This is a genomic window from Enterobacter cloacae complex sp. 2024EL-00214 (assembly GCF_043945575.1).
Lineage (GTDB): Bacteria > Pseudomonadota > Gammaproteobacteria > Enterobacterales > Enterobacteriaceae > Enterobacter > Enterobacter cloacae_P.
The window spans coordinates 189377-213219 of the sequence record NZ_JBIMRC010000003.1; the positions used below are offsets into that span (position 1 = coordinate 189377).

The window sequence follows — 23843 nt, forward strand, 5'->3', positions numbered from 1 at the left end:
CGGTCGCCAAAGCCGGGCTTTTTTTTGTGTAATCAGCCGACAACGCAGATAAAAGCGGTTGCCGCGGAGGCTTTTCTGCGTTTAGATGTTAAAAGATTTAACCATAACCTTGACAGGGCTATGGATTCTTTTCTTTTTTTAAGGGGCAATTGTGAAACTGGATGAAATCGCCCGGCTAGCCGGCGTGTCACGAACCACAGCCAGCTATGTGATTAACGGTAAAGCAAAGCAGTACCGTGTCAGCGATAAGACCGTTGAAAAAGTCATGGCGGTGGTTCGTGAGCATAACTACCATCCGAATGCTGTCGCAGCTGGCTTACGCGCCGGACGCACCCGCTCTATTGGCCTGGTGATCCCCGATCTGGAAAACACCAGCTATACCCGTATCGCTAATTATCTTGAACGTCAGGCTCGCCAGCGTGGCTATCAGTTACTGATTGCCTGTTCGGAAGACCAGCCCGATAACGAAATGCGCTGCATTGAGCACCTGCTTCAGCGTCAGGTGGATGCCATCATCGTTTCAACCTCTTTACCACCAGAGCACCCGTTCTATCAACGCTGGGCGAACGACCCGTTCCCTATCGTTGCACTGGACCGCGCTCTGGACAGGGAGCATTTCACCAGCGTTGTCGGTGCCGATCAGGACGATGCAGAGATGCTGGCAGCGGAACTGAGAACCTTCCCGGCAGAAACCGTTCTGTATCTTGGCGCGTTGCCTGAGCTTTCCGTAAGCTTCCTGCGTGAACAAGGGTTCAGGACTGCCTGGAAAGATGATCCGCGTGAGGTTCACTATTTGTATGCCAACAGCTATGAGCGTGAAGCGGCCGCGCAGCTGTTCGAGAAATGGCTGGAAACGCATCCGATGCCGCAGGCTCTGTTCACGACCTCATTTGCCCTGCTGCAGGGGGTGATGGATGTGACACTGCGCCGGGAAGGGAAGCTGCCATCCGATTTGGCCATTGCAACCTTCGGAGATAATGAGCTGCTCGACTTCCTGCAGTGCCCGGTACTGGCAGTGGCCCAGCGTCATCGTGACGTAGCCGAGCGCGTGCTGGAGATCGTTCTGGCAAGCCTTGATGAGCCACGGAAACCCAAGCCGGGTCTGACGCGTATCAAACGTAATCTCTACCGTCGCGGAATTTTGAGCCGCCATTAATGCATTCACTGGGGGTGGTGAAAACTGCCCCATTTTGATGAAATAACTGGCAAGAGTAATTCCCGGATAAAAATTAGGATAATTCCTTAAGAATCATGCTCTGCTATTTTTCTTAATTCATTTTGTCTTTTAGACTGACGCTTAAAGAACATTTATACGATTTTTAATCGCTGTTTTTGTATTATTTTGTTACAAACCCTATTCGGTCGATGAATATTCAGACGTTTTTTCATCCTCCCTGCCAGCTTGTACGTCTGCAAGCACACTCGCGCAGTGCCGCGATGAATCTGGCGCTGTCATCCCCTGAGAATATGTCTTAAAATGCTGCCCGCGTCGCAAACTGACACTTTATATTTCCCTGCGATGATATTGAGTGAGCTTTAACGCTAGTGTGCATATTCGGATTTTTTCTTACAAATATTCATAACGTTAATTTTGCCTCGCCAGTTGTGCGGTTATTAACCAGGTCCGTTTATCTCTGTAAATAGAGCCCTTTCGGCTTGATAGAGAGAGAGTCCTGGCTTGACAAGCTTTTCCATCGCTCCGTAAACTCCTTTAGGTGGGAATTTGTGGGTTAAAGTGGTGAGGAGGGGTGAGGCTGGCATGTTCCGTGGAGCAACGTTAGTCAATCTCGACAGCAAAGGGCGTTTATCGGTTCCAACACGATACCGCGACCAGCTGATTGAGAACGCTTCAGGTCAAATGGTGTGCACCATTGACATCAACTCCCCCTGCCTGCTGCTTTACCCCCTGCCTGAATGGGAAATTATTGAGCAAAAGCTGTCGCGACTGTCGAGCATGAACCCGCAGGAACGCCGTGTACAACGGTTGTTGTTGGGGCATGCCAGTGAGTGTCAGATGGATAGCGCAGGGCGATTACTGATTGCGCCTGTGTTGCGGCAACATGCCGGTCTGACCAAAGAAGTGATGCTGGTCGGGCAGTTCAACAAGTTTGAACTGTGGGATGAAACGACCTGGTATCAACAGGTCAAGGAAGATATCGACGCTGAGCAGTCTGATTCCGCGACATTATCGGAACGGCTGCAGGACTTGTCTCTATAAATATGATGGAAAATTATAAACATACAACGGTGTTGCTGGATGAGGCCGTTAACGGCCTGAATATTCGTCCGGACGGCATCTACATTGATGGCACTTTTGGTCGCGGTGGTCACTCGCGTTTAATCCTCTCCCAGCTTGGAGCGGAAGGACGTCTGCTGGCAATCGATCGCGATCCGCAGGCGATTGCCGTTGCACAAACCATCGATGACCCACGTTTTTCCATCGTGCATGGACCTTTCTCTGCGCTCGCAGACTATGTTGCTGAGCGCGGCCTGACGGGCAAGATCGACGGAATTCTTCTCGATCTTGGCGTCTCTTCACCACAGCTTGATGACGCTGAACGCGGCTTCTCCTTTATGCGTGATGGTCCGCTGGACATGCGTATGGATCCTACCCGCGGTCAGTCTGCCGCAGAGTGGTTACAAACGGCGGATGAAGCGGATATTGCCTGGGTGATCAAAACCTTCGGCGAGGAACGTTTTGGCAAACGTATTGCGCGTGCCATCGTTGAGCGTAACCGCGTTGAGCCAATGACCCGTACCAAAGAGCTGGCCGAGGTCATTGCCGCTGCAACACCGGTGAAGGATAAACACAAACATCCCGCGACCCGTACCTTCCAGGCGGTTCGCATCTGGGTAAACAGTGAACTGGAGGAAATAGAGCTGGCGCTAAAAAGCTCGCTCGACGTGCTGGCCCCGGGTGGGCGGTTATCCATCATCAGCTTCCATTCGCTGGAAGACCGCATTGTGAAACGCTTCATGCGTGAACAAAGCCGCGGTCCACAGGTTCCTGCGGGGCTGCCGATGACGGAAGAACAACTCAGGAAACTGGGTGGCCGTCAGTTGCGAGCATTAGGCAAGTTGATGCCGGGCGAAGAAGAGGTGGCAGAGAATCCACGTGCCCGTAGTTCAGTGCTGCGTGTAGCAGAGAGGACGAACGCATGATCAGCAGAGTGACAGAGACCCTAAGCAAAGTTAAGGATTCGTTAGGAAGCAACGAGCGCCATGCCTTGCCTGGCGTGATCGGCGACGATCTTTTGCGGTTTGGGAAGCTGCCACTCTGCTTGTTCATTTGCATCATCGTGACGGCTGTAACGGTCGTCACAACGGCTCACCATACCCGTTTATTAACGGCGCAACGCGAGCAGATGGTACTGGAACGCGATGCACTGGATATTGAATGGCGAAATCTGATCCTTGAAGAAAACGCGCTCGGCGATCACAGCCGGGTTGAACGGATCGCAACAGAAAAGCTGCAGCTGCAGCATGTTGATCCTTCACAGGAAAATATCGTAGTACAAAAATAAGGGAAAACGCGACGCATGAGAGCAGCGGCAAAAACGCTAAAACCAAAACGTCAGGAAGAACAGGCCAACTTTATCAGTTGGCGTTTTGCGTTGCTTTGCGGCTGTATTTTACTGGCGCTGGGTTTCCTGCTGGGACGCGTGGCGTGGTTGCAGATTGTCGCGCCTGACATGCTGGTTCGCCAGGGGGACATGCGCTCCCTTCGCGTACAGGAAGTCTCCACATCCCGCGGAATGATTACCGACCGTTCGGGCCGCCCGCTGGCGGTGAGCGTGCCGGTGAAGGCTATCTGGGCCGACCCTAAAGAGCTGCACGACGCTGGCGGTATCACGCTCGACAACCGCTGGAAAGCGCTGTCGGATGCCCTGAAGATGCCGCTGGATCAGCTTGCATCTCGCGTAAACACTAACCCGAAAGGGCGTTTTATCTATCTGGCACGTCAGGTGAACCCTGACATGGCGGACTACATCCGAAAACTCAAACTCCCGGGGATCCATCTGCGTGAGGAATCACGTCGTTATTATCCTTCCGGCGAAGTAACCGCTCACCTCATCGGCTTCACTAACGTCGACAGCCAGGGGATTGAGGGCGTTGAAAAAAGCTTTGATAAGTGGCTAACCGGCCAGCCGGGCGAGCGAATCGTACGTAAAGACCGCTATGGACGTGTCATTGAAGATATCTCTTCAACGGACAGTCAGGCAGCGCATAACCTGGCGCTGAGCATTGATGAGCGCTTGCAGGCGCTGGTCTACCGCGAGCTGAACAACGCCGTGGCCTTTAACAAAGCGGAATCAGGTAGCGCCGTGCTGGTGGATGTCAGCACTGGTGAAGTGTTAGCGATGGCTAACAGCCCGTCCTACAACCCGAACAACTTTACCGGCACCGCAAAAGATGCGATGCGTAACCGGGCGATCACCGACGTGTTCGAGCCGGGTTCCACCGTTAAACCGATGGTAGTGATGACTGCGCTGCAGCGCGGCATCGTCAATGAAAATACCGTTCTGAATACGATTCCTTACCGCATTAACGGCCATGAGATCAAAGACGTGGCTCGTTACAGCGAATTGACCCTGACCGGGGTCCTGCAGAAGTCGAGTAACGTCGGTGTTTCAAAGCTGGCGTTAGCGATGCCGTCCTCAGCGTTAGTAGAGACTTACTCACGTTTTGGACTCGGAAAGGCGACCAATTTGGGGTTGGTCGGAGAACGCAGTGGCTTATATCCTCAAAAACAACGGTGGTCTGACATAGAGAGGGCCACCTTCTCTTTCGGCTACGGGCTAATGGTAACGCCGTTACAGTTAGCGCGAGTCTACGCAACGATTGGCAGCTATGGCGTCTATCGCCCGCTGTCGATTACCAAAGTTGATCCACCGGTTCCGGGCGAGCGAATCTTCCCGGAACCTATCGTTCGTACCGTCGTGCATATGATGGAAAGCGTGGCGCTGCCTGGCGGCGGCGGCGTGAAGGCGGCGATCAAAGGTTATCGCATCGCCATTAAAACCGGTACGGCGAAAAAAGTGGGGCCAGATGGCCGCTACATCAACAAATACATTGCCTATACCGCAGGCGTTGCGCCTGCAAGCAATCCGCGTTTTGCGCTGGTGGTCGTCATTAACGATCCACAGGCGGGTAAATACTACGGTGGTGCCGTCTCCGCACCTGTGTTCGGGGCTATCATGGGTGGCGTGTTGCGCACCATGAACATTGAACCAGATGCGCTGGCGACAGGCGAAAAAAGTGAATATGTAATTAATCAAGGCGAGGGTACAGGTGGCAGATCGTAATTTGCGCGACCTTCTCGCTCCGTGGGTGTCGAATGCACCTGCGCGAGCGCTACGGGAGATGGTACTGGACAGCCGTGTGGCTGCTTCTGGCGATCTTTTTGTGGCTGTAGTTGGTCATCAGGCGGACGGGCGTCGATATATCCCGCAGGCGATTGCGCAAGGTGTTGCTGCCATTATTGCTGAGGCGAAAGATGAAGCAACCGACGGTGAAATCCGTGAAATGCACGGCGTACCGGTTGTTTATCTCAGTCAGCTGAACGAGCGTCTCTCCGCGCTGGCAGGCCGTTTTTACAACGAGCCTTCAGACCAGCTGCGTCTGGTTGGCGTGACTGGCACTAACGGGAAAACCACCACTACGCAGCTGATGGCGCAGTGGGCACAGCTGCTTGGCGAAACTGGCGCGGTAATGGGTACCGTGGGCAACGGTCTGCTGGGCAAAGTGAACCCGACAGAAAACACCACCGGCTCTGCGGTCGATGTGCAGCATGTGCTTGCTGGTCTGGCAGGGCAGGGTGCGACCTTTGCTGCGATGGAAGTCTCTTCCCACGGTCTGGTACAGCACCGCGTCGCGGCGCTGAAGTTTGCGGCCTCTGTGTTCACGAACCTGAGCCGTGACCATCTTGATTACCACGGTGATATGGAACATTACGAAGCGGCGAAATGGCTGCTCTATTCCACTCATCACTGTGGCCAGGCGATCATCAATGCAGATGATGAAGTCGGCCGCCGCTGGCTGGCCAGGCTGCCGGATGCCGTCGCGGTGTCGATGGAAGACCATATCAACCCGAACTGCCACGGCCGCTGGCTGAAGGCTGTCGATGTCGATTATCACGATAGTGGTGCGACTATCCGCTTTGCTTCGTCATGGGGTGAAGGCGAAATTGAAAGCCGCCTGATGGGGGCATTTAACGTCAGCAACCTGCTGCTGGCGCTGGCGACGCTGCTGGCGCTGGGTTATCCGATGGCCGAATTGCTGAAAACTGCAGAGAGTTTGCAGCCGGTTTGTGGCCGCATGGAAGTGTTCAGTGCGCCAGGTAAACCGACCGTGGTGGTTGACTATGCTCACACCCCAGATGCGCTGGAAAAAGCGCTGGAAGCAGCGCGTCTGCACTGTACCGGTAAGCTCTGGTGCGTCTTTGGCTGCGGCGGTGACCGCGATAAGGGTAAACGTCCGTTGATGGGTGCCATTGCTGAACAGTTCGCGGATATTCCGGTCGTGACCGATGACAACCCGCGTACCGAAGAGCCACGTGCCATCATTAACGACATTCTGGCGGGGATGCTGGACGCTGGCCGTGCCCGCGTGGTGGAAGGTCGTGCAGAAGCCGTGACCAACGCCATTATGCAGGCACAGGAAAACGATGTGGTTCTGCTGGCAGGTAAAGGCCATGAAGATTACCAGATTGTTGGCAACCGTCGTCTGGACTACTCAGACCGCGTAACGGCGGCACGTCTGCTGGGAGTGGTGGCATGATTAGCATTACGCTAAGCCAGGCCGCTGCGGTCTTGCAGGGTGAACTGCTGGGGCAGGATCTGACCATCGATGCGGTGACAACAGATACCCGCAAGGTGACAGCTGGCTGCCTGTTTGTGGCGCTGAAAGGTGAGCGTTTTGACGCGCACGATTTTGTGCATCAGGCCAAAGAGAACGGCGCGGGTGCGCTGTTGGTCAGCCGCAAGCTTGATATCGACCTGCCACAAATTGTGGTGAGTGATACACGCCTCGCGTTTGGCGAGCTGGCAGCCTGGGTACGTCAGCAGGTTCCGGCGCGCGTTGTTGCGCTGACGGGCTCATCCGGCAAAACGTCCGTGAAAGAGATGACTGCGGCTATTCTCAGCCAGTGTGGAAACACACTTTATACGGCTGGCAACCTCAATAATGATATCGGCGTGCCGATGACATTACTTCGCCTGACCAAAGAACATGAATTTGCCGTGATCGAGCTGGGAGCGAACCACCAGGGTGAAATCGCCTGGACCGTGAGCCTGACTCGCCCGGAGGCTGCACTGGTGAATAACCTGGCCGCTGCGCATCTGGAAGGTTTTGGTTCGCTGGAAGGTGTTGCGAAGGCCAAAGGTGAGATCTACACCGGCCTGTCGGTTGACGGGATCGCCATCATGAATGCCGATAACAACGACTGGCTGAACTGGCAGAGCATTATCGGGACACGTAAAACCTGGCGCTTTTCTCCGAATGCGGCCAACAGTGATTTTACCGCGACCAATATTCATGTGACCTCGCATGGCACGGAATTCACGCTCAACACCCCAACGGGTGGTGTAGATGTACTGCTCCCGCTGCCGGGTCGCCATAACATCGCTAATGCGCTCGCGGCGGCAGCGCTGTCAATGGCGGTGGGCGCGACGCATGACGCGATCAAAACAGGGCTGGCAGATCTGAAAGCCGTGCCGGGGCGTCTGTTCCCCATTCAGATGGCGGAAAACAAACTGCTGCTGGATGACTCCTACAACGCTAACGTCGGTTCAATGACCGCTGCGGTGCAGGTGCTGTCTGAGATGCCGGGCTACCGTATCCTGGTGGTTGGCGATATGGCGGAACTGGGCGATGAAAGCGAAGCGTGCCATCTCCAGGTGGGTGAAGCCGCGAAGGCCGCAGGGCTTGACCGCGTACTGAGCACAGGGAAACTGAGCCAGGCGATTAGCCATGCCAGTGGGGTTGGCGAACATTTTGCCGATAAGACTGCTTTGATTGAGCGTCTTAACGCCTTGATGACAGAAAAACAAATTGTGACTGTGTTAGTGAAGGGTTCACGTAGTGCCGCCATGGAAGAGGTTGTGCACGCATTACAGGAGAACGGAACATGTTAGTTTGGCTGGCCGAGCATTTGGTCAAATATTATTCAGGCTTTAACGTCTTTTCTTATCTGACGTTTCGCGCCATTGTCAGCCTGCTGACTGCGCTGTTCATCTCCTTGTGGATGGGCCCGCGCATGATTGCCCGTCTGCAAAAACTCTCTTTCGGCCAGGTTGTGCGTAGCGATGGCCCGGAGTCACACTTTAGCAAGCGCGGTACACCGACAATGGGCGGGATCATGATCCTGACTTCTATCGTCGTTTCCGTTCTGCTGTGGGCATATCCGTCCAACCCGTACGTCTGGTGCGTGCTTACCGTTCTGGTCGGCTACGGGATCATCGGCTTTGTCGATGACTACCGCAAAGTGGTACGCAAAGATACCAAAGGCTTGATCGCTCGCTGGAAGTATTTCTGGATGTCAGTGATTGCGCTGGGCGTGGCCTTTGCGCTGTATCTGGCAGGAAAAGATACCCCTGCGACTGAGTTGGTTGTGCCGTTCTTTAAAGACGTGATGCCGCAACTGGGGCTGTTCTACGTACTGCTGGCGTACTTCGTGATTGTGGGTACCGGCAACGCCGTAAACCTGACTGATGGTCTGGACGGCCTGGCGATTATGCCAACCGTCTTCGTGGCTGCCGGGTTCGCGCTGGTGGCATGGGCGACCGGTAACATGAATTTTGCCAGCTATCTGCACATCCCGTATCTGCGCCACGCGGGTGAACTGGTGATCGTCTGTACGGCAATAGTCGGGGCTGGTCTGGGCTTCCTGTGGTTCAACACGTATCCGGCCCAGGTGTTCATGGGTGATGTCGGCTCTCTGGCACTGGGTGGTGCGCTGGGCATTATTGCTGTGCTGCTGCGTCAGGAGTTCCTGCTGGTGATCATGGGCGGGGTATTTGTGGTTGAAACCCTGTCGGTGATTTTGCAGGTCGGCTCCTTCAAGCTGCGTGGTCAGCGCATCTTCCGTATGGCACCGATTCACCATCACTATGAACTGAAAGGCTGGCCGGAGCCGCGCGTCATTGTGCGCTTCTGGATTATTTCGCTGATGCTGGTGCTGATTGGCCTGGCAACGCTGAAGGTACGTTAATCATGGCAGATTACCAGGGCAAAAAAGTCGTTATCATCGGGTTGGGTCTGACAGGCCTTTCCTGCGTGGACTTTTTCCTCGCACATGGCGTTACGCCGCGTGTGATGGATACGCGTGTTTCTCCGCCGGGTCTGGACAAACTGCCAGAACAGGTTGAACGCCACCTTGGTGGTCTGAATGATGACTGGCTGCTGGCGGCCGATCTGATTGTTGCCAGCCCGGGTATGGCGCTGGCACATCCTTCACTGAGCGCTGCCGCTGATGCGGGCGTTGAGATTGTGGGTGATATCGAACTGTTCTGCCGCGAAGCGCAGGCACCGGTTATTGCCATTACCGGCTCTAACGGTAAAAGCACCGTTACCACGCTGGTGGGTGAGATGGCGAAAGCGGCGGGCATGAACGTGGGGGTGGGCGGCAATATCGGTTTGCCTGCACTCATGCTGCTGGATCAGGGCTGCGAGCTGTATGTACTGGAGCTTTCGAGCTTCCAGCTGGAAACAACTTCCAGCCTGCATGCGGCGGCTGCGACGATCCTGAACGTTACCGAAGATCATATGGACAGGTATCCATTTGGTCTGCAGCAGTACCGCGCGGCCAAACTGCGTGTTTATGAAAATGCCAACGTGTGCGTCGTCAATGCCGATGACGCGCTGACCATGCCGGTGCGCGGCGCGGACGAGCGCTGCATCAGCTTCGGCATTACTATGGGTGACTATCATCTGAACCGTCAGCAGGGTGAAACCTGGCTGCGCGTGAAGGGTGAGAAAGTGCTGAACGTGAAAGAGATGAAGCTTTCTGGGCAGCATAACTACACCAATGCTCTGGCGGCACTGGCGCTGGCGGATGCCGTTGGCCTGCCGCGTTCTTCCAGCCTGAAAGCACTGACCACCTTTACCGGCCTGGCGCACCGTTTCCAGCTGGCGCTGGAGCATAACGGCGTACGCTGGATTAACGATTCAAAAGCCACCAACGTGGGAAGTACAGAGGCTGCGCTGAATGGCCTGCACGTTGACGGCACGCTGCATTTGCTGCTTGGCGGCGACGGTAAATCGGCCGATTTCTCCTCGCTGAAGCGCTACCTTGCCGGGGACAACATCCGCCTTTACTGCTTTGGTCGCGATGGTCATGAACTGGCGGAACTGCGTCCTGAGATTGCCGAGCAAACTGAGACAATGGAACAAGCGATGCGGCTTATTGCCCCACGCGTGAAGTCTGGCGATATGGTACTGCTCTCTCCGGCGTGCGCCAGTCTCGATCAATTCAAGAATTTCGAACAGCGTGGTGATGTCTTTACCCGTCTGGCGAAGGAGTTAGGCTGATGCGTTTCTCTCTCCCTCGCCTGAGAATGCCGCGCCTGCCAGGATTTGGAATTCTGGTGTGGTTGTTCACGGCACTGAAAGGCTGGGTGATGGCTTCACGGGATAAAGATTCCGATAGCCTGATCATGTACGACCGCACGCTGTTCTGGCTCACGCTGGGGTTGGCGGCGATCGGCTTTATCATGGTGACGTCGGCATCGATGCCGGTCGGGCAGCGACTGGCTAATGATCCCTTCCTGTTTGCCAAGCGTGATGGTCTTTACATCATCCTGGCATTCTGTCTGGCGCTGGTGACCTTACGTCTGCCGATGGAGTTCTGGCAGCGACACAGCACAGCGATGCTGATCGCTTCGATCATCATGCTGCTGATCGTACTGGTGGTGGGGAGTTCCGTAAACGGGGCATCGCGCTGGATTGCTTTTGGTCCACTGCGTATTCAGCCGGCGGAGTTCACCAAACTGTCACTGTTCTGCTATCTGGCTAACTACCTGGTGCGTAAAGTTGACGAAGTGCGTAACAACCTTCGTGGCTTCTTAAAACCGATGGGGGTTATCCTGGTGCTGGCGGTCTTACTGCTTGCGCAGCCTGACCTGGGTACCGTGGTGGTACTGTTTGTGACCACGCTGGCGATGCTGTTCCTGGCGGGGGCGAAGCTGTGGCAGTTTATCGCCATCATCGGGATGGGGATCTCGGCGGTTGTGCTGCTGATCCTCGCTGAGCCGTACCGTATTCGTCGCGTCACCTCATTCTGGAACCCGTGGGAAGACCCATTCGGCAGCGGTTATCAGCTGACACAGTCGCTGATGGCGTTCGGTCGCGGTGAAGTCTGGGGGCAAGGTCTGGGCAACTCAGTGCAGAAACTGGAGTATTTACCCGAAGCGCATACTGACTTCATCTTCTCCATTATTGGGGAAGAACTGGGTTATATCGGTGTGGTATTAGCACTATTAATGGTATTCTTCGTCGCTTTCCGTGCCATGTCAATCGGGCGGAAAGCGCTGGAGATCGATCACCGCTTCTCAGGTTTCTTAGCCTGCTCAATTGGTATCTGGTTTAGCTTCCAGGCATTGGTAAACGTCGGGGCCGCGGCGGGTATGCTGCCGACCAAAGGTCTGACGTTGCCGTTAATCAGTTATGGTGGTTCGAGTCTGTTGATCATGTCGACGGCCATCATGTTGTTGTTACGCATAGATTATGAAACGCGTCTGGAGAAAGCTCAGGCGTTTACACGAGGTTCACGATGAATCAACCGAAGCGGTTAATGGTGATGGCTGGCGGTACCGGTGGGCATGTGTTCCCGGGGCTTGCGGTTGCGCACCATTTAATGGATCAGGGCTGGCAGGTACGCTGGCTGGGAACCGCAGACCGCATGGAAGCCGACCTGGTGCCGAAACACGGTATTGAGATCGACTTTATTCGTATTTCCGGACTCCGTGGCAAAGGTATTAAGGCCCAGCTTCTGGCTCCGGTACGCATTTTTAACGCCTGGCGTCAGGCGCGCACCATCATGAAGCGCTTCAAGCCGGACGTGGTGCTGGGAATGGGCGGCTATGTCTCAGGCCCGGGTGGGCTGGCGGCGTGGTCGCTGGGTATTCCCGTTGTGCTGCATGAACAGAACGGCATTGCCGGTCTGACCAACAAATGGCTGGCGAAGATTGCCACTAAAGTCATGCAGGCATTTCCCGGTGCATTCCCGAAAGCGGATGTGGTGGGTAACCCGGTACGTGTAGACGTGCTGGCGCTCCCGTTGCCAGATGCCCGACTGAATGGCCGTGAAGGGCCGGTTCGTGTGCTGGTTGTCGGCGGCTCTCAGGGCGCGCGCATTTTAAACCAGACGATGCCGCAGGTTGCCGCAAAACTGGGTGATGCAGTGACTATCTGGCACCAGAGCGGTAAAGGTGCTCAGCAGACCGTTGAGCAGGCTTACTCTGATGTCGGTCAGCCGCAACATAGAGTGACCGAATTTATCGACGACATGGCTGCCGCTTATGCATGGGCCGACGTCGTGGTTTGCCGCTCCGGCGCATTGACGGTGAGTGAAATCGCCGCCGCCGGTTTGCCTGCCCTGTTTGTGCCATTCCAGCACAAAGACCGGCAGCAGTACTGGAATGCGCTGCCGCTTGAGAAAGCCGGAGCCGCGAAAATTTTTGAACAGCCACAATTTACCGCCGATGCGGTCGCCACCACCCTGGCGGGCTGGAACAGAGAAGCATTGCTGGAGATGGCACAACGCGCACGCGCGGCCGCTATCCCGGATGCGACTGAACGGGTGGCAAAAGAAGTGAGTCTGGCAGCCCAGGCTTAACCCTCGCAGCGCGTGTTGCGCTGCACGAATTTTTTAAGTAGTCGATGGCGTTTAGAGAATGAATACACAACAACTGGCGAAACTGCGTTCAATCGTGCCCGAGATGCGTCGCGTCCGGCACATTCACTTCGTTGGCATCGGTGGTGCTGGCATGGGCGGTATTGCCGAAGTGTTAGCTAACGAAGGTTACCAGATCAGTGGTTCTGACCTGGCCCCAAACCCTGTTACGCAGCAGTTGGCGTCGCTTGGGGCGACTATCTATTTCAATCATCGCCCGGAAAACGTGCGCGATGCGAGCGTGGTGGTGGTATCCAGCGCCATCTCTGCCGATAACCCGGAAATTGTTGCCGCGCATGAAGCGCGTATTCCGGTGATCCGCCGCGCCGAGATGCTGGCTGAACTGATGCGTTTCCGTCACGGTATTGCGATTGCCGGGACGCACGGTAAAACCACGACCACGGCGATGGTTTCCAGTATTTATGCTGAAGCAGGCCTTGACCCGACGTTCGTCAACGGCGGTCTGGTGAAAGCAGCAGGCGTGCATGCGCGTCTGGGACACAGCCGTTATTTGATTGCGGAAGCGGATGAGAGCGATGCATCGTTCCTGCATCTGCAGCCGATGGTGGCGATTGTCACCAACATCGAAGCTGACCACATGGATACCTACCAGGGCGACTTCGAGAATTTAAAACAGACCTTTATTAACTTCCTGCACAACCTGCCGTTTTATGGTCGCGCGGTGATGTGTGTGGACGATCCGGTGATCCGCGAGCTGTTGCCGCGCGTCGGGCGTCAAATCACCACCTACGGCTTCAGTGAAGACGCTGACGTTCGTGTGGAAGATTACAAACAGATTGGCGCGCAGGGGCATTTCACTCTGGCGCGTCAGGATAAAGATCTGCTGCATGTGACGTTGAATGCCCCTGGACGCCACAACGCCCTGAATGCCGCAGCGGCGGTTGCCGTCGCAACGGAAGAAGGCATTGATGACGACGCGATACTGCGCGCGCTGGAAAGCTTCCAGGGCACGGGTCGTCGTTTCGACTTCCTCGGTGAATTCCCGCTGGATGCGGTGAATGGTAAGCCGGGTACCGCAATGCTGGTGGACGACTATGGTCACCACCCAACCGAAGTGGATGCGACTATCAAAGCGGCGCGTGCGGGCTGGCCGGAGAAGAATCTGGTAATGATCTTCCAGCCACACCGCTTCACCCGTACCCGCGATCTGTATGACGATTTCGCCAGCGTGTTGTCGCAGGTTGATACGCTACTGATGCTGGATGTTTATGCAGCGGGCGAAACTCCGATTCCGGGGGCGGATAGCCGTTCTTTGTGTCGTACCATTCGTGGACGCGGTAAAGTAGACCCTATTTTGGTTTCTGATCCTGCTCAGGCGGCTGAAATTCTGGCTCCTGTTCTGACGGGGAACGATTTGATTCTGATTCAGGGGGCGGGAAATATCGGTAAAATCGCCCGTACCTTAGCCGAAATCAAACTGAAGCCGCACACTCAAGAGGATGAGCATCATGGCTGATAAGATTGCTGTCCTGTTTGGCGGCACCTCTGCTGAGCGCGAGGTCTCTCTGAATTCAGGTGCTGCCGTACTGGCTGGCCTGCGTGAAGGCGGTGTAAATGCGCACCTGGTCGATCCGAAAGAGGTCGATGTGACGCAGCTAAAAGCAATGGGCTTCGATAAAGTCTTTATTGCGTTACATGGCCGCGGTGGCGAAGACGGTACTCTGCAGGGGCTGCTGGATTTGATTGGCATGCCGTATACCGGCAGTGGCGTGATGGCATCCGCACTCTCAATGGATAAACTGCGCAGCAAGCTGCTGTGGCAGGGGGCGGGTCTGCCTGTCGCGCCGTGGGTTGCATTAACGCGCCGCGAGTTTGAATTGGGCCTGTCGGACAGCGTTAATACACGCATTGCAGGGCTGGGGTTACCGGTTATTGTAAAGCCCAGCCGTGAAGGATCGAGCGTAGGGATGTCCAAAGTCGATAAAGCTGAAGATTTATCCTCCGCTTTAGCACTGGCATTTCAACATGATGAAGAAGTTCTGATTGAAAAATGGCTCAGCGGACCGGAATTTACCGTTGCGATGCTTGGCGAAGAAATTTTACCGTCAATTCGTATCCAACCCGCCGGAGTATTCTATGATTATGAGGCGAAGTATCTCTCTGATGAGACGCAATATTTTTGTCCTGGTGGTCTTGAAGCTGAACGTGAAGCAGATTTACAGTCCCTGGTACTGAAAGCCTGGAATATTCTGGGGTGCAGTGGCTGGGGACGCATTGATGTGATGCTCGACAGTGACGGGCAATTTTATTTGCTGGAAGCGAATACTTCTCCAGGCATGACCAGCCACAGCCTTGTGCCGATGGCTGCGCGTCAGGCGGGAATGAGTTTCTCGCAGTTAGTCGTACGTATTCTGGACCAGGCGGGCTGATATGTCTCAGGCTGCATTGAACACGCGTAACCGCGACGATGAAGACGAATATTCTTCTTCACGGCGGAGTAATGGAACGCGTCTTGCAGGGATTATTTTCCTGTTGGGTGTGCTGTGTACCGTGTTTATCAGCGGCTGGATGGTGCTGGGCTGGATGGAAGATGCGCAGCGGTTACCGCTCTCGAAGCTGGCAGTAACCGGTGAGCGTCACTACACGCGTAACGATGATATTCGCCAGTCTATTCTGGCACTGGGGCCGCCTGGCACTTTTATGACTCAGGACGTCAATATCATCCAGAGCCAGATTGAACGTCTGCCGTGGATAAAACAGGCGAGCGTAAGAAAGCAATGGCCTGATGAATTGAAGATTCATCTGGTTGAATATGTGCCCATTGCGCGTTGGAATGATCAGCACATGGTTGACGTAGATGGAAATTCCTTCAGCGTCCCGGCCGATCGTGTTAACAAGCAAAATTTACCGATGTTGTACGGCCCGGAAGGTAGCGAAAACGAAGTGTTACAAGGTTTTCGTGATATGGGTCAGGTGCTGGCGAAGGACAGGTTTACGTTAAAAGATGCAGCAATGACGGCACGCCGTTCATGGCAACTGACGTTAACGAATGGCATTAAGCTCAACCTGGGCCGCGGCGACACAATGAAACGTCTGGCGCGTTTTGTAGAACTTTACCCGGTTTTACAGCAGCAGGCACAGACGGACGGCAAACGGATAAGCTACGTTGATTTGCGCTATGACTCAGGCGCAGCAGTCGGTTGGGAACCGGCTCCGGTCGAGGAACCTAATCAGCAACAGAATCAGGCACAGGTACAGGCAAAACAACAATGATCAAGGCGACGGACAGAAAACTGGTAGTTGGACTGGAGATTGGCACCGCGAAGGTTGCCGCTTTAGTAGGGGAAGTTCTGCCCGACGGTATGGTCAATATCATTGGCGTGGGCAGTTGCCCATCCCGTGGTATGGATAAAGGTGGGGTAAACGATCTTGAGTCGGTGGTGAAATGCGTACAGCGCGCCATCGATCAGGCTGAATTGATGGCAGATTGCCAGATTTCCTCTGTCTATCTGGCCCTTTCTGGCAAGCACATTAGCTGCCAGAACGAAATTGGCATGGTACCGATTTCCGAAGAAGAAGTGACGCAGGAAGACGTGGAGAACGTTGTGCACACGGCGAAATCCGTGCGTGTCCGCGATGAGCATCGCGTGCTGCATGTGATCCCGCAGGAGTATGCGATTGACTACCAGGAAGGGATCAAAAACCCGGTAGGTCTGTCCGGCGTGCGTATGCAGGCCAAAGTGCACCTGATCACCTGCCACAACGATATGGCGAAGAACATTGTCAAAGCCGTTGAACGTTGTGGCCTGAAAGTTGACCAACTTATTTTCGCCGGTCTGGCCGCAAGTTATTCCGTGCTGACCGAAGATGAACGTGAACTGGGCGTCTGTGTGGTCGATATTGGTGGTGGTACAATGGACATCGCCGTGTATACCGGCGGTGCTCTGCGCCACACCAAAGTGATCCCTTACGCAGGGAACGTTGTGACCAGCGATATTGCCTACGCCTTTGGTACGCCACCGAGCGATGCAGAGGCCATCAAAGTGCGCCACGGTTGTGCACTGGGTTCTATCGTTGGCAAAGATGAGAGCGTTGAAGTGCCGAGCGTAGGCGGTCGTCCGCCACGTAGCCTGCAGCGCCAGACGTTGGCAGAGGTGATTGAGCCGCGCTATACCGAGCTGCTCAACCTGGTCAACGAAGAGATTTTGCAGTTACAGGAACAGCTTCGCCAGCAGGGTGTTAAACATCATCTTGCCGCGGGGATTGTATTAACCGGCGGGGCAGCGCAAATTGAAGGTCTTGCGGCCTGCGCTCAGCGCGTGTTCCATACGCAAGTGCGTATTGGTGCGCCGCTGAATATCACCGGTTTAACGGATTATGCTCAGGAGCCGTACTATTCAACGGCTGTGGGACTGCTTCATTATGGGAAAGAATCCCATCTCAGTGGCGAAGCAGAAGTGGAAAAACGCGTATCAGTGGGGTCGTGGGTCAAACGACTTAATACCTGGTTGCGAAAAGAGTTTTAATTTTTTTAAGAGACCGGAGAGAATTAGCGGTCTCGGGCGACAGGCACAACGGAGAGAAACTATGTTTGAACCAATGGAATTAACCAACGACGCGGTGATTAAAGTCATCGGCGTCGGTGGCGGCGGCGGTAATGCCGTAGAGCATATGGTGCGTGAGCGCATTGAAGGCGTTGAATTCTTTGCGGTCAACACCGATGCACAGGCATTGCGTAAGACGGCTGTAGGCCAGACTATCCAGATTGGTGGTGGTATCACCAAAGGTCTGGGCGCTGGGGCTAACCCGGAAGTGGGTCGCAATGCGGCTGAAGAAGATCGCGAGGCCCTGCGTGCTGCACTGGAAGGTGCGGACATGGTCTTTATCGCAGCGGGCATGGGCGGCGGTACCGGTACCGGCGCGGCACCTGTTGTGGCCGAAGTAGCAAAAGATTTAGGTATTCTGACCGTTGCTGTCGTGACTAAGCCTTTCAACTTTGAAGGCAAGAAGCGTATGGCTTTCGCGGAGCAGGGTATCACCGAGCTGTCCAAACACGTGGACTCTCTGATTACCATCCCGAACGACAAACTGTTGAAAGTTCTGGGTCGCGGTATCTCCCTGCTGGATGCCTTTGGTGCAGCCAACGACGTGCTGAAAGGCGCGGTTCAGGGTATCGCTGAACTGATTACCCGTCCTGGCCTGATGAACGTTGACTTTGCAGACGTTCGCACCGTGATGTCCGAAATGGGCTACGCGATGATGGGTTCTGGCGTAGCGAGCGGTGAAGACCGTGCGGAAGAAGCTGCTGAAATGGCTATCTCTTCTCCACTGCTGGAAGATATCGACCTGTCTGGTGCGCGCGGCGTGCTGGTCAACATTACCGCTGGCTTTGACCTGCGTCTGGATGAGTTCGAAACCGTGGGTAACACCATCCGTGCGTTCGCCTCTGACAACGCTACCGTGGTAATCGGTACATCCCTTGACCCGGAAATGAACGACGAGCTGCGCGTGACTGTTGTTGCCACCGGTATCGGTATGGACAAGCGTCCTGAGATCACTCTGGTGACCAACAAGCAGACTCAGCAGCCGGTCATGGATCGTTACCAGCAGCACGGTATGGCTCCTCTGACTCAAGAGCAGAAACCAGCGGCGAAAGTGGTTAACGATACCACTCCACAAACGGCAAAAGAGCCAGATTATCTGGATATTCCGGCGTTCCTGCGTAAGCAAGCTGACTAAGAATTGGCTGGAATTTGGGGATTTTCGCTCTTTGTGCTAAACTGGCCCACCGATAGTGATATACACTCTCGGTTGGATAGTTAATTTGGCGAGATTATACGATGATCAAACAAAGGACACTTAAACGTATCGTTCAGGCGACTGGCGTCGGTTTACATACCGGCAAGAAAGTCACCCTGACGTTGCGCCCTGCGCCGGCCAATACCGGGGTCATCTATCGTCGCACCGACTTGAATCCACCGGTAGATTTTCCGGCCGATGCCAAATCTGTGCGTGATACTATGCTCTGTACTTGCCTGGTGAACGAGCATGACGTGCGGATTTCTACCGTAGAGCATCTGAACGCCGCCCTGGCGGGCCTGGGTATCGACAACATTGTTATTGAAGTCGATGCGCCAGAAATCCCGATCATGGATGGTAGTGCTGCTCCGTTCGTTTATCTGTTGCTGGATGCTGGCATCGAAGAACTGAACTGCGCGAAGAAATTTGTTCGCATCAAAGAGACTGTTCGCGTCGAAGATGGCGACAAGTGGGCTGAATTCAAACCGTACAATGGTTTCTCGTTGGACTTTACCATCGACTTTAACCATCCGGCGATTGACTCCAGCACCCAGCGCTATGCGATGAACTTCTCAGCTGATGCGTTTATGCGCCAGATCAGTCGTGCACGTACTTTCGGCTTTATGCGTGATATCGAATATCTGCAGTCCCGTGGCCTGTGCCTGGGCGGCAGCTTCGATTGTGCCATCGTTGTTGACGATTATCGCGTACTGAACGAAGACGGTCTGCGTTTCGAAGATGAATTCGTTCGTCACAAAATGCTGGATGCGATCGGCGACCTGTTCATGTGTGGTCACAATATCATTGGTGCATTTACCGCGTTTAAATCCGGTCATGCACTGAACAACAAATTGTTGCAGGCCGTCCTGGCAAAACAGGAAGCCTGGGAATATGTGACCTTCCAGGATGACGCTGAACTGCCGCTGGCTTTCAAAGCACCAAGCATGGTTCTGGCGTAACGGTTTACACCGTTCGTAAAAAATCGACTGGTTAACCTGGTACTCTCTCCGGCCAGGAAGACCAGTCGTTTTTATTTTTACCCTTCTTCTTTTTTGCTCCCGTTCTTCCTCTCGCTTGTCGGGCGTGGAAAATCTGTGCGTTAGCTGCATTCTTGACCGTTTTTCCCCGCTGCGATACGTCATTCCTGCTGCTGTGTACTGGCTTTAGTGGTAATATCTGGGCGCTAAAAAGAATAACTGAACTCAGCCTGTACAAGGCTGGCTTATGTGGTGGAGCAGGTGAGCGGAATACTGACGCGCTGGCGACAATTTGGCAGACGTTACTTCTGGCCGCATCTCTTATTAGGGATGGTCGCGGCGAGCCTCGGCTTGCCTGCGCTCAGCAACAGCGCTGAAGCGGCAACACCGACGAAGACCTCCACAACCAAACACGATCTCACCACGCGGGTTAACTTTACTAACCTTGCATTGCTGGAAGCTAATCGCCGCCCGAATTTCTCGGTTGATTACTGGCATCAGCACGCCATTCGTACGGTTATCCGCCACCTGTCCTTTGCGATGGCACCGCAGGCGATGCCTGTGGCAGAAGAGACGCTGCCGGTTCAGGCTCAGCACCTTGCCTTGCTGGACACGCTCAACGCGCTGCTCACGCAGGACAGCCAGCCGCCGGTTATGGTTCGTCAGACGGCGCAAATCGTATTCGTTCCACCGGTCACATTCTCTGTCTCGACATGGATTAGCCAGGTTCACGGCATTCGCGCCGGGCCTCAACGCCTCAGCTAAATTAACGCTTTTTCAATACCTTAATTTATCTGCCCATTATGGGGCGTTTGAGAATTTATTATGTTAATCAAATTATTGACCAAAGTTTTTGGTAGTCGTAACGATCGTACCCTGCGCCGTATGCGTAAAGCCGTCACCGTCATCAATGGTATGGAACCGGCGATGGAGAAGCTGTCTGACGATGAGCTGAAAGCGAAAACCGCCGAATTCCGTGCGCGTCTGGAAAAGGGTGAATCCTTAGAAAACCTGATCCCGGAAGCTTTTGCTGTTGTGCGTGAAGCGAGTAAGCGCGTGTTCGGTATGCGACACTTCGACGTACAGCTGCTGGGTGGTATGGTGCTTAACGATCGCTGCATCGCAGAAATGCGTACCGGTGAAGGTAAAACCCTGACGGCAACGCTGCCTGCATACCTCAACGCACTGAGCGGTAAAGGCGTTCACGTCGTTACCGTCAACGACTACCTGGCACAGCGTGACGCCGAAAATAACCGTCCTCTGTTCGAATTCTTAGGCATGACCGTGGGCATCAACATGTCCGGCCTGCCAGCGCCAGCCAAGCGTGATGCGTATAATGCAGACATCACCTACGGTACCAACAACGAATACGGCTTCGATTACCTGCGTGACAACATGGCGTTCAGCCCTGAAGAGCGTGTACAGCGTAAACTGCACTATGCGCTGGTGGATGAGGTGGACTCCATCCTGATAGATGAAGCGCGTACTCCGCTGATCATCTCCGGCCCGGCCGAAGACAGCTCTGACATGTACCGTAAAGTCGACAAAATCATTCCACACCTGCTGCGCCAGGAGAAAGAAGACTCCGATACCTTCCAGGGTGAAGGCCATTTCTCCGTAGATGAAAAAGCACGCCAGGTGAACCTGACTGAACGCGGTCTGGTGAAAATTGAAGAACTGCTGGTTGCGCAGGACATCATGGACGAGGGTGAATCCCTGTATTCCCCGAGCAACATCATGCTGATGCACCACGTGACGGCGGCACTGCGCGCTCATGCGCTGTTCACGCGTGATGTCGACTACATCGTGAAAGACGGCGAAGTCATCATCGTTGATGAACACACTGGCCGTACCATGCAGGGTCGTCGCTGGTCTGACGGCCTGCACCAGGCTGTTGAAGCCAAAGAAGGCGTTGATATTCAAAACGAAAACCAGACGCTGGCGTCCATCACCTTCCAGAACTATTTCCGTCTGTACGAGAAGCTGGCGGGGATGACCGGTACGGCAGATACCGAAGCGTTTGAGTTCAGCTCCATCTACAAACTGGATACCGTGGTGGTGCCAACCAACCGTCCAATGATCCGTAAGGATATGGCGGATCTGGTGTACATGACCGAAGCGGAAAAAATTCAGGCCATCATCGAAGATATTCGTGAACGTACCGCTAACGGCCAGCCGGTGCTGGTGGGTACCATCTCCATCGAGAAATCCGAAGTGGTTTCGAATGAGTTGACCAAAGCGGGTATCAAACACAACGTACTGAACGCCAAGTTCCACGCCAAAGAAGCGGACATTGTCGCGCAGGCGGGTTACCCGGCTGCTGTGACCATCGCCACCAACATGGCTGGTCGTGGTACCGACATTATGCTGGGTGGTAGCTGGCAGGCCGAAGTGGCGGAGCTGGAAAACCCAACGCCAGAACAGATTGCCCAGATTAAAGCAGACTGGCAGGTTCGCCATGATGCGGTTCTGGCTTCTGGCGGTCTGCACATCATTGGTACTGAGCGTCATGAATCTCGCCGTATCGATAACCAGCTGCGTGGCCGTGCGGGTCGTCAGGGTGATGCCGGTTCTTCCCGCTTCTACCTGTCTATGGAAGATGCGCTGATGCGTATTTTCGCCTCCGACCGTGTTTCCGGCATGATGCGTAAACTGGGTATGAAACCAGGCGAAGCCATTGAGCACCCGTGGGTGACCAAAGCGATTGCCAATGCACAGCGTAAAGTGGAAAGCCGCAACTTCGATATTCGTAAACAACTGCTGGAATACGATGACGTTGCTAACGATCAGCGCCGCGCGATCTACACCCAACGTAACGAACTGCTGGATGTGTCTGATGTAAGCGAAACCATCAACAGCATCCGCGAAGACGTGTTCAAAGCGACTATCGACGCGCACATTCCACCTCAGTCTCTGGAAGAGATGTGGGATATCGAAGGCCTGCAGGAACGCCTGAAAAACGACTTCGACCTTGAGCTGCCAATCAAAGAGTGGCTGGACAAAGAGCCTGAGCTGCATGAAGAAACCCTGCGCGAACGTATCTACGAAACCGCACTGGAGGTTTACAAGCGTAAGGAAGAGGTGGTTGGTGCTGAGATGATGCGCCACTTCGAGAAAGGTGTGATGCTGCAGACGCTGGACTCCCTGTGGAAAGAACACCTGGCGGCAATGGACTACCTGCGTCAGGGTATCCACCTGCGTGGCTATGCGCAGAAAGATCCGAAGCAGGAATACAAGCGTGAATCCTTCTCTATGTTTGCTTCTATGCTGGAATCGCTGAAGTATGAAGTGATCAGCACCCTGAGCAAAGTCCAGGTGCGTATGCCGGAAGAAGTGGAAGCGATGGAACAACAGCGTCGTGAAGAGGCTGAACGTCTGGCGCAGATGCAACAGCTGAGCCACCAGACTGACGACAGCGAAGCTGCTGCGGCGATCGCAGCGCAGACCGGCGATCGTAAAGTAGGGCGTAACGATCCATGCCCATGTGGTTCCGGTAAAAAATACAAGGCGTGCCACGGTCGTCTGAACTAAGATCATAAAAAACAAAAAGGCGCAGAAATCTGCGCCTTTTTTATGGAAGTCACAATATGAAAATACTGCAAATTGCCGTCGGGATTATTCGCAACCCGCAAAACCAAATTTTTATCACCCAGCGTGCCGCCGACGCCCATATGGCGAACAAGTGGGAATTTCCTGGTGGGAAAATCGAGTCAGGTGAAACACCGGAACAGGCGCTGGTTCGTGAACTTCAGGAAGAGGTGGGAATAACCCCACTGGGTGCAACGCTGTTTGATAAACTCGAATACCAGTTCCCGGACAGGCACATCACACTGTGGTTCTGGCTGGTGGAAAGTTGGGAAGGTGAACCCTGGGGTAAAGAGGGACAACCGGGTAACTGGATTGAGCTTCAGGCAAGCGATGCCGAAAGATTCCCTCCGGCAAACGAACCTGTTATCCAGCGATTAGTGGTAAAACCCCAGGCCTGCTAAGCGACGTGCCAGCAGGCGTTGAACGCTACCGCTGCTCTTCACTCCAGTCATCACTGTCAGAGAGGGTGCCTTCACTTGGAATGCGTTTCTCTTCCGCCGCCCATTCTCCCAGGTCGATTAACTGGCAGCGCTTACAACAGAACGGGCGAAACGGACTCACTTCGCCCCAGACGACAGTTTTCCCACAGGTCGGGCAGTTTACGGTTGTGACGTCAGACATCGGCA

At 54.4% G+C, this 23843-nt stretch carries 21 protein-coding genes; 20 read left to right on the top strand and 1 reads right to left on the bottom strand.

Translation table 11 applies throughout. The annotated features are described in order from the left end of the window. The first annotated feature begins 151 nt into the window (after nucleotides 1–151). The 20 genes from cra to mutT all read left to right on the top strand — a co-directional run bounded on the left by cra (nucleotide 152) and on the right by mutT (nucleotide 23618). Complete coding sequence (gene cra, locus ACHHZ6_RS05080) at nucleotides 152–1156, top strand: catabolite repressor/activator (RefSeq protein WP_182273740.1); 1005 nt, start codon at nucleotides 152–154, stop codon at nucleotides 1154–1156. A gap of 603 nt (nucleotides 1157–1759) precedes the next feature. Next, nucleotides 1760–2218: a division/cell wall cluster transcriptional repressor MraZ gene (mraZ, locus tag ACHHZ6_RS05085; protein WP_014882537.1), complete on the top strand. Its 459-nt coding sequence runs from the start codon at nucleotides 1760–1762 to the stop codon at nucleotides 2216–2218. Nucleotides 2219–2220: 2 nt separating this feature from the next. After that, a complete protein-coding gene (gene rsmH, locus ACHHZ6_RS05090; RefSeq protein ID WP_182273741.1) occupies nucleotides 2221–3162 on the top strand; it encodes a 16S rRNA (cytosine(1402)-N(4))-methyltransferase RsmH in 942 nt (313 codons plus the stop codon). After that, nucleotides 3159–3524 (top strand): cell division protein FtsL, encoded by a 366-nt coding sequence (ftsL, locus tag ACHHZ6_RS05095; RefSeq protein WP_014830643.1) that lies wholly within the window; start codon nucleotides 3159–3161, stop codon nucleotides 3522–3524. Before rsmH ends, ftsL begins: the two co-directional genes overlap by 4 nt. A gap of 15 nt (nucleotides 3525–3539) precedes the next feature. Further along, entirely contained in the window at nucleotides 3540–5306 is a 1767-nt protein-coding gene (locus ACHHZ6_RS05100; protein WP_182273742.1) for a peptidoglycan glycosyltransferase FtsI, read from the top strand. Continuing rightward, on the top strand, nucleotides 5293–6780 hold the full coding sequence (gene murE / locus ACHHZ6_RS05105) for a UDP-N-acetylmuramoyl-L-alanyl-D-glutamate--2,6-diaminopimelate ligase (protein ID WP_196390815.1): 1488 nt from the start codon (nucleotides 5293–5295) through the stop codon (nucleotides 6778–6780). Before ACHHZ6_RS05100 ends, murE begins: the two co-directional genes overlap by 14 nt. After that, complete coding sequence (gene murF, locus ACHHZ6_RS05110) at nucleotides 6777–8135, top strand: UDP-N-acetylmuramoyl-tripeptide--D-alanyl-D-alanine ligase (protein ID WP_395121871.1); 1359 nt, start codon at nucleotides 6777–6779, stop codon at nucleotides 8133–8135. The genes murE and murF overlap by 4 nt, the downstream gene beginning before the upstream one ends. Continuing rightward, complete coding sequence (gene mraY, locus ACHHZ6_RS05115; protein ID WP_182273745.1) at nucleotides 8129–9211, top strand: phospho-N-acetylmuramoyl-pentapeptide-transferase; 1083 nt, start codon at nucleotides 8129–8131, stop codon at nucleotides 9209–9211. Before murF ends, mraY begins: the two co-directional genes overlap by 7 nt. Before the next feature lie 2 nt (nucleotides 9212–9213). Further along, nucleotides 9214–10530: a UDP-N-acetylmuramoyl-L-alanine--D-glutamate ligase gene (murD, locus tag ACHHZ6_RS05120; RefSeq protein ID WP_395121872.1), complete on the top strand. Its 1317-nt coding sequence runs from the start codon at nucleotides 9214–9216 to the stop codon at nucleotides 10528–10530. Next, nucleotides 10530–11774, top strand: a complete 1245-nt coding sequence (gene ftsW / locus ACHHZ6_RS05125) for a cell division protein FtsW (protein WP_182273747.1) — start codon at nucleotides 10530–10532, stop codon at nucleotides 11772–11774. The genes murD and ftsW overlap by 1 nt, the downstream gene beginning before the upstream one ends. Then, nucleotides 11771–12835: an undecaprenyldiphospho-muramoylpentapeptide beta-N-acetylglucosaminyltransferase gene (murG, locus tag ACHHZ6_RS05130; RefSeq protein ID WP_182919401.1), complete on the top strand. Its 1065-nt coding sequence runs from the start codon at nucleotides 11771–11773 to the stop codon at nucleotides 12833–12835. Before ftsW ends, murG begins: the two co-directional genes overlap by 4 nt. Before the next feature lie 58 nt (nucleotides 12836–12893). Further along, nucleotides 12894–14369 (top strand): UDP-N-acetylmuramate--L-alanine ligase, encoded by a 1476-nt coding sequence (gene murC / locus ACHHZ6_RS05135; protein WP_182273749.1) that lies wholly within the window; start codon nucleotides 12894–12896, stop codon nucleotides 14367–14369. Beyond that, complete coding sequence (locus ACHHZ6_RS05140) at nucleotides 14362–15282, top strand: D-alanine--D-alanine ligase (RefSeq protein ID WP_182273750.1); 921 nt, start codon at nucleotides 14362–14364, stop codon at nucleotides 15280–15282. Before murC ends, ACHHZ6_RS05140 begins: the two co-directional genes overlap by 8 nt. Before the next feature lies 1 nt (nucleotide 15283). Beyond that, complete coding sequence (gene ftsQ, locus ACHHZ6_RS05145; protein ID WP_182273751.1) at nucleotides 15284–16126, top strand: cell division protein FtsQ; 843 nt, start codon at nucleotides 15284–15286, stop codon at nucleotides 16124–16126. Beyond that, on the top strand, nucleotides 16123–17379 hold the full coding sequence (gene ftsA, locus ACHHZ6_RS05150; RefSeq protein WP_112011125.1) for a cell division protein FtsA: 1257 nt from the start codon (nucleotides 16123–16125) through the stop codon (nucleotides 17377–17379). Before ftsQ ends, ftsA begins: the two co-directional genes overlap by 4 nt. A 61-nt stretch (nucleotides 17380–17440) precedes the next feature. After that, entirely contained in the window at nucleotides 17441–18592 is a 1152-nt protein-coding gene (ftsZ, locus tag ACHHZ6_RS05155) for a cell division protein FtsZ (protein ID WP_131633946.1), read from the top strand. A gap of 101 nt (nucleotides 18593–18693) precedes the next feature. Next, nucleotides 18694–19611, top strand: coding sequence for a UDP-3-O-acyl-N-acetylglucosamine deacetylase (gene lpxC, locus ACHHZ6_RS05160; protein ID WP_182273752.1), 918 nt, complete (start codon nucleotides 18694–18696; stop codon nucleotides 19609–19611). Between the two features lie 279 nt (nucleotides 19612–19890). Then, the gene (gene secM / locus ACHHZ6_RS05165; protein ID WP_182273753.1) at nucleotides 19891–20394 is read left to right on the top strand and encodes a secA translation cis-regulator SecM; all 504 of its coding nucleotides are present in this window, start codon (nucleotides 19891–19893) and stop codon (nucleotides 20392–20394) included. Nucleotides 20395–20454: 60 nt separating this feature from the next. Then, the gene (gene secA, locus ACHHZ6_RS05170) at nucleotides 20455–23160 is read left to right on the top strand and encodes a preprotein translocase subunit SecA (protein ID WP_182919403.1); all 2706 of its coding nucleotides are present in this window, start codon (nucleotides 20455–20457) and stop codon (nucleotides 23158–23160) included. Between the two features lie 56 nt (nucleotides 23161–23216). Beyond that, nucleotides 23217–23618 (top strand): 8-oxo-dGTP diphosphatase MutT, encoded by a 402-nt coding sequence (gene mutT / locus ACHHZ6_RS05175; RefSeq protein WP_182273755.1) that lies wholly within the window; start codon nucleotides 23217–23219, stop codon nucleotides 23616–23618. Nucleotides 23619–23643: 25 nt separating this feature from the next. On the opposite strand, the gene yacG is transcribed toward mutT, so the two are convergent. Continuing rightward, nucleotides 23644–23838 carry a DNA gyrase inhibitor YacG gene (yacG, locus tag ACHHZ6_RS05180; RefSeq protein WP_182273756.1) on the bottom strand — a complete coding sequence of 65 codons (195 nt, stop codon included), beginning with the start codon at nucleotides 23836–23838 and terminating at the stop codon, nucleotides 23644–23646. Nucleotides 23839–23843: the final 5 nt, after the last annotated feature.